This is a genomic window from Armatimonas sp., assembly GCF_043760365.1.
Lineage (GTDB): Bacteria > Armatimonadota > Armatimonadia > Armatimonadales > Armatimonadaceae > Armatimonas.
This window is the reverse complement of record NZ_JAYUPA010000027.1, coordinates 1-6,898: the sequence shown is the minus strand read 5'-3', so window position 1 is coordinate 6,898 and position 6,898 is coordinate 1. Positions and strand designations below refer to the sequence as shown.

The 6,898-nt window shown below is 60.6% G+C and carries 6 protein-coding genes; 2 read left to right on the top strand and 4 right to left on the bottom strand.

The genetic code is table 11. The features are described 5' to 3' along the window. Positions 1–70 precede the first annotated feature (70 nt). Positions 71–1,180, bottom strand: a complete 1,110-nt coding sequence (locus ACH2EH_RS00680; protein ID WP_395137807.1) for a hypothetical protein — start codon at positions 1,178–1,180, stop codon at positions 71–73. A gap of 310 nt (positions 1,181–1,490) precedes the next feature. Between ACH2EH_RS00680 and ACH2EH_RS00675 the strand changes: the two genes are divergently transcribed. Continuing rightward, positions 1,491–1,955 carry a hypothetical protein gene (locus tag ACH2EH_RS00675; RefSeq protein WP_395137805.1) on the top strand — a complete coding sequence of 155 codons (465 nt, stop codon included), beginning with the start codon at positions 1,491–1,493 and terminating at the stop codon, positions 1,953–1,955. A 19-nt stretch (positions 1,956–1,974) separates the two neighbouring features. Beyond that, positions 1,975–2,109 carry a hypothetical protein gene (locus tag ACH2EH_RS00670; protein WP_395137803.1) on the top strand — a complete coding sequence of 45 codons (135 nt, stop codon included), beginning with the start codon at positions 1,975–1,977 and terminating at the stop codon, positions 2,107–2,109. A 21-nt stretch (positions 2,110–2,130) separates the two neighbouring features. Here ACH2EH_RS00670 and ACH2EH_RS00665 read toward each other — a convergent pair whose 3' ends face one another. The 3 genes from ACH2EH_RS00665 to ACH2EH_RS00655 all read right to left on the bottom strand — a co-directional run. Continuing rightward, a complete protein-coding gene (locus ACH2EH_RS00665; protein WP_395137801.1) occupies positions 2,131–4,707 on the bottom strand; it encodes a hypothetical protein in 2,577 nt (858 codons plus the stop codon). 14 nt (positions 4,708–4,721) lie between these two features. Next, the gene (locus ACH2EH_RS00660) at positions 4,722–5,159 is read right to left on the bottom strand and encodes a hypothetical protein (RefSeq protein ID WP_395137799.1); all 438 of its coding nucleotides are present in this window, start codon (positions 5,157–5,159) and stop codon (positions 4,722–4,724) included. Between the two features lie 281 nt (positions 5,160–5,440). Next, positions 5,441–6,898 (bottom strand): hypothetical protein (locus tag ACH2EH_RS00655; RefSeq protein ID WP_395137797.1); only part of this gene is annotated, 1,458 nt, incomplete at its 5' end.

The window sequence follows — 6,898 nt, the reverse complement described above, 5'->3', positions numbered from 1 at the left end:
TGGCGGTTCGTGCCGCCGCCCGTGCGCTGTAGCTTACCGAGTCGAAATATCCTGATCCCATTTTTTTCTCCTACGGAACGATAAACTCGGCAAATGCTCGCTTTCCCAAGAGAGTGCCGAAGCTCTCATGGGCGCGCTCCGCGTCGCTGAGACGCCGGTTCGGGTTGGGGAGAGTACACTGCTCGAAGAAGCGCCGAATCGAGGTATCGAGAGTTTCAGTGTGCTCCCCCAGAAGATAGAGTGCCGTTTTCGCGGCCATAAACAGATCGCTGGCCGTGCTCGCCGGGGCGCGCGCCAGCAGCTCGGGCGGGACAAAGCCCGTCCATGCCGGATCGTAGAGCGGTAGGGCCTCCTGGCCCAGGCGGCTGGCACAAGTCCAGTCGAGTAGCACTAAGCCGTGTGCCTCGGGGTAGACCAGCACGTGATCTGGGGTGATGGCCCCGTGTGCAAAGCCGCGTAGGTGCGCCATCCAGAGGGTCATGAGGAGCCGCCGGAAGATCCACCAGACCTGGCGCGGCTCGACGCCCGTGATGAACTTTTCCTCACGCAGCGCCTGCGCCGTAAAGCAACGTCCTTCGGGAGTGGCCAGGAGACTCACAGCCTGCAAGCGCCCCGCTGGCCCCACCACGGTGAAGTGCGCGAGCGGCTCGGGCAGATAGGCCCGCTGCTTGCTGTAGAACTCTCGCTCCGCCACCGGGTCGGGGTGGGGCAGGCGGATCGCCGTCAGCGCCCGAAACTCGCGCTCCAATAAATCGTTGTCGGCGGGTTCACGGCTGACCTTGGCAAAGACGCGCTGCCCGGGTTTCGCCCCCGTGAAGTGCGCTTCGTAGACTGTGCTGACCAACCCGGCGGCACTGATTCCCGTGAGTGTGAGCAGCTCTTCACCGACCAGGAACTCCACGGGCTCGAAGAGAGGTTTCTGGTCGCCGTAGGTCTCCAGCTCTAGCTTGCGCTCGGCCTGGGTACGCCAGGAGTTAAGAAGCCGAAAGACCTCAGCGGCCAGAGCTTGCTCGGTTTCGGGGACGAGGTCCGGGTGGCAGTTTTTTGCCAGCGACCGAAAAACCTCGCCCAGAGCGCGGCGCAGGGTGGTGGCGCTGTAGCCTTCCAGTCGCCCGAAAACCTGCTCGGGGCAAGCGGCTTGCTCTAGCTGGGTTTTAAGTGTTTGCAAGTTCTCTTTCATAGTTATTGTTCTGATTACAATTTACCGCATCCGTGCGAAACTGCAAGTTTATTTTTACAAATCCTGAGCCTTTTTCACGAATTGCTGTGCCGCCGATTTTCCCCGCCGATTGAAATCGGCGTCTAAGAGCCTCGTTCCTCGGCTATGAAGTCGCTCCGCGACTGGGAAATCGGTAGTCGCGGAGCGACATTATGGCGCGAAGCGCCCGTAGACGCCCATCCACCCAAAGGGTACCCGGTGTGGGCGGACTAGTTTAGTTTGAAGGTACACTCTTAGCAGTTTCGTTTCATTGCACGCCCGAGGAGAAAATATGAAGTTTGATGTGGATCTGCGGCCCGAGATCGCACGGCTAAAGATGGCGGCGCGCTCCCAGGGAAATCGGGGGACGTGCAGTGTGTTTGCGATGACATTCTGTATCGAGTTTATGCTTCGAAAGAAGCGCAAGCTGACCGAGCCGCTCTCCGTGGAGTTTCTCAACTGGGCCAAGAACACGGTAACCGGACAGAAGAAAGACGGCGACTTTTTCGATAGGATCGCGGCAGGCTATGAGCGCTACGGGATGGTGAGCGAGGCCGGACTGCCGTATGCCACAACCTACAACGCCGACCTCACGCCTGCACTGGAGCTGCTGGAGACGGCGAAGAAAACGCCACGACTCAAGGGGCGCTTTCTCAAGCCCTGGAGCACCAAGGAGGTCGTTACCGAGGGACAGATCGCCGAGATCAAGGCGTGTCTGAAACGCGGGATCCCTGGTCCCGGCGAAGGATGTCTTTGATGGCCACTCGATAGTACTCGTGGGCTACTCCGACGAGGCAAAGCTCTGGGTTTTCTCCAACTGGGCGGGCGCACAGTGGAGCGACCATAGCTTTGGCTACATGAGTGATGTCTACCTGCGGCCCTATCTCAACGATGCCTTTGTCTACGAATGATGCCCGGCGATACCCGGCTCGTTAGTAGCTCGTGACCCATCCTTTGAAGACCGCTGGGCCTGTCGTCGGAACGCCGCGCAGACCCTTGAGATTGACACTTAGGGTATAGCCAAAGTAGCCTGATCCCACTTCGGTGACGGTGAGCGTGCCCGGAGCCGAAGGGGCGAAGTAGAGAGAGGTATTGCCCTCGGGAAGCTCGTAGGTGAGATCGTAGTCACTGACAACGCGTGCGATGCTTCCCACAGCGACGGTCGGTGTGGAAAACTGCAAGATTAGCTTGAGGCCCACGAGCCCCCCGTACTCGGCGGAGACGCGCTGGTATAATGCCCCCAGCGCTAGGCCCGTGGTGCCGCTGAGACGCTGGACACTGGACTGGGGCAGGATGCGGGTCTTCCCATCAAAGACAATACGCACCGACCCGAAGGGAATGTTGTCGTTGACGTTGACGGTTCCTACTGCGCTCCCCAGACTGGTTCTCGTCCCATCGGGGGTGACGCCAACCACCTCAACACCAACCGTGACCGTTCCCTGAGTGGCAGCACCTGTCGTGAGTTTCACGGTGCTTTGCGCACTCTCAAACGAGCTTCCTAGGTGTCCACCACTATCCGAGAGGCTAGCCTCGCTACCGCCGCCACCCAGAGTCCAGAGATAGCGCAGACTCCCCGGATAAGTGCCGGAAAGAGACGCACTCAAGGAGAGGGTATCGCCCGGGGAGATCGTCATAGAGGCAGGAGCAATCGAAACTGTCCGTGGATTGACCGTTATTGTAGTGGTTGCCGTTCCGAGACTCATCCGATTAGGATCGTTGACGCTTCCCACAAAGCCCTCGAGCTCAATCGTGACGGTTGCTTTATCGGTGGCGTTGGCATCGCTCTGGTAGATCATGTCCTGTGAGGCGGAGTCGAGGCTGACACCCGTCAGGCCATTAACTGGGTTTTTCAGGGTGCCGCTCCCCCTGACAATACGCCAGTGGTAAGTAATGAGGGGGGCATCCACTGCCACCGTCGCTTTAAGGGTCAGCGAGTCGCCTGCTGTAATGGTTGCCGTCTGCGGAGAGAGCTTGACTTTGGGGGCGATGACATTTGCCTCAAAGAGCAGATAGCTGTCCGAGCGTGTCCAGTCCGCCAGAACGGCACCAATATCGGCGGCTCCCAGAACTTTGTCCACAATAATGACAATGGCGTTGAGGGCAGTGGCAAGTGTCCCCAAAAGCGTAGCTGCGACACCTGCTGTAAAGCCCTGACGCGCGAAGACAACCACCATCCACTCGATAAATTTCTGACGTAGCGTGCCGTTGTTGGCGAGCGCCTTAAGAACCGTAATCAGGAGGCCACGGGCATTGCTGGCACTGATGGCGATTCCTGAGTCCACCACGCCTGAGAAAATTACCGCCAGATCGTCGAAGTTCTTGAGGAGGTCTGTGGAGGGCAAGCCCTGCCCTCCTACCAAATCCAGCTTGAGGCTTTCTTGGAGTCCGATAAACGTCGCAATCGCGGGCAGGAGAAAATCTTTGAAAAACGTGATGAAGGAGATCTTGAGATGAGCCCCCACGGGCGTGAGCTCACCGGGGAGGGGCTTTGCCGTGCCGGTCAGATTGTTGGGATCGCCTGTGTTGCCGTTGGCGATAATCTCAACGCGATAGGTGGCCTTGGTGGCTCCAGCCGGATAGAGATCAAGGCTGTAGGGGCCACTGGTCACCGGGCCGTAGGCAACCGTGCCATTGGCGTAGTCGATCAGGCTGCCTGCCACACCCGACAGCCCGGATGTTCCCCAGAGAATCTCGCTGTAGATAACGCGGTGGTACTTGGAGTCCGGGACGGGCACAGGGTCTTTGCTGGCCTCGGTGTAGTAGGCGGACTGGTAGATATTGACAATGGCGTTGCGGCGGCGCGTGTTGGTGATCGTCATCCCCAAGCCATTGGCGTTGGGCGCAGCGAGAAACCCTGATTGTTCGTTCTCGGGTTTAGTCTGGATCAGAGTCGTGGCAAGGGGTTCGTCGCGGTGGCGGGTGATGACCGCGCGTGTGCTTGGAGGGAACAGGGCATCACGAACCGCCGTGACCGCGCTCATCAGTGTGGGGTCGGTGTCGGCGAGGGCGTAGGGATTGGCGGCCAACTGGGTCGTGAGCTGGCTGGCGAGCACCTTCACACCCTCATCATCGCGCAGGAACTTGCGTACCTGCTCCTGCGCCTCAGTCGGAAGCGTGAAGGCCCCGACGGCGTAGAAGAGTAGCGCGACGGAGGTCTGGAGCGGGCTAACCTCGCCCACCATACCGCTGGCCGTGCTGCCGGAGAAGCCGAGCAGAACCAAGCGTTTGTCTTTATCCGTGAGCAGGAGCAGGGCCGGGGTGGCGTTAAACTGCCCTAGCGTAAAATTCCCATCGCCTTTGAGCGCCGCCGCCGTGTAGCCCGAGAGGAGCGAGAGCTGACCGAGGTTGAGTGGCGAACCCGTGGGGAGAATCACCCGTCCTGTGCTTTGCTGTGTGGTGGTTGTGGAAGAGCCTCCGCCACGAATCGGGCCAAAGCCAAGGTTCCAGCCGCTGCCACAGCCTGCCAGTGGCAGCGCGAGGGCAAGTTTAAGAAGTTTTCGTCGTTGCATAGTTCAAATATCTCCTAAAAGTACACGACCACACGGATTGGATTATTGTCGTAGTAGGGGTTGGGATCAAAGCCGCCGCCCCAGACAATCAAGTAACGAATGCCATTACCACGTCGGTAGAAGTTCGCTCGGACAACCCCGGAGAGCTCCTCGCGCACCGGGATCGCCGGGGGGAAGGGATCGTCGCCGGTAAGAATCGGGATGCTAGTGACGGCGGTGGCCTCGAAATCGCCCTGAAGTATCCGGTAGCGTTGTTGGACAGCTTCTACCGTATTGTTCCTTGTCACAATATAGTGCGTGGCCCCGGCGACAGAGAGAAACTCCCAGAAATACGCCTCGGTGATGGTTCCAAATTTGTTAGCCGCAACCTCTGAGACGCGGGTTACCTCAACCGCAAGCGGATGGACATCAGGGATCTGGACACTCCTTTGCGCTTGTCGTGGTTGCATCATGCCATCAGAGTAGCGGGCTACCGTGTGGCAAACGTGTGGAACCTATCCCCCGGCCACTCGCGAACCCACCCGGCCAGAACCCACCCGGCTCTTCGATCGTGCCTCACTACGAGCCACCCTCCCTCTACGAAGGAGGGTTAGTGGAGGGAAAGGGGAGGTAGGTGGGGTTTTTCTTGGGGAGCCCGAGGGGTTTTCCTACCCTCATTGCCCTGAGGGAGGGTGCCGAGGAACGAGGCGGGTGGGTTCTGGCCGGGTGGGTTCTGGCGGGTGGGTTAAAATATTCAGGATGGCTTTAGCGCCAGCGCCAGTGCTTCGCTCAGGGAGAGGGTGCTGCCGATAGCTTTCTGCGCTGCTGTGGCGTTGCTGCTGGTGTAGATTCGCTCGCGGTAGGAATCGTCCTCCGCGCTGAGCGAGTCGAAGCGGGCGAGCCAGAAGGTCTCGGCGAAGGCCATCAGAAGGGTCGCGGCCTCGGGGTGACCGAGATGCAGCAAGGGCTCGGGGAGGTTCCAGAGGGCGAACGCAAGGGTGCGCAGGTTGCCTATCGCCTGGCAGACGCGCACGCAGGCTTGGCCCGATTCTAGGGCATCGGGCCACTGTGCCAGCTCCGCTTGAAGTGAGCCGATATTGAGGAGAAGCTTACTCTGGTGCACCCGGTCGCCCAGCGCACGGGCACGTGCCAGACAGGTCTGGTAGAGCGCCAGCGAACCTAGCGAGTCCCCCTGCACCCCCAGCACATGGGCACGGTTGGCCAGGGCGTAGCGGGCACCCGAGAGATCTCCTACCGACGCAAAAAGCTGCTGCGAGCGCTCGAAGCACTGAGCCGCTTCGTTAAGTTGCTTGCTGCGGAGTAGAAGAATCCCGAGGCGACGCTGAACCGTTGCCTGGGTGGGAACATCGCCCGCACTCTCCGAGAAAGTGAGGGCCTCGCGTAGCAGCGGCAAGCTCGCCGTGGGATCGGCGTAGTTTGAGACGGCGAGTTGGCCCTGAACTGAGAGGGCGATGCCACGAAGAACGGGATCGGAGCCTGCGGTGTCGAGAGCTTCTTGTGCAAGGGTGTGTGCCAGCGCGTTGTGTCCGCAGGTATCGGCAAACGACACGGTATGGCCCAGTGCTGCGAGACGCTCTCGCGACGTCGGGGCGGGAAGGGTGAGAATCGCTTGGCCGAGCGAGAGCGTCCGGGGAGCTCCGAGCAGGGCAAGCGTGCCCGTGGCTTGTGTCAGAAAGAGTGGGTAGGCCGCCGACGCATCCTGGCACGCACACGCCGACTCCAGCGCTGCCAGCACATTGCCCGCATCTTGGTCGGTGGCGTTCGTTGCAAAGTAGGCACGGTGCTGGACACGCGTCGCATCGGCGAGAGCCTCAGGGAGCTGCTCCGCGGCGAAGGTACGAATGAGCTCCAGCAGATGAAAGCGGCTTGGACCATCGGGGGCGCTGTCGCACAGGACGAGGGAAGCATCGGTGAGGGCGGCGAGGCGCTCGGGGGCATCGCCGACGCCGCAGATGGCCTGGGCTGCCGGGGCGCTCCAGCCGCCGCGAAAGACCGAGAGCTGGGCGAGAAAAGTCTGCTGATCCGGGGGGAGTAGCCGCCAGCTCCACTCAATAGCGGCATGCAGCGAGGCGTGCCGGGCGTTTCGTTGACTTCCTTGCGGGGGGCGAGCAAGTAGACGTAGGCTCTGCTCAAGCTGGCCCTGCATCTCGCGGGGGCTGAGGCTGCGAATCCGTGATGCCGCGAGCTCCAG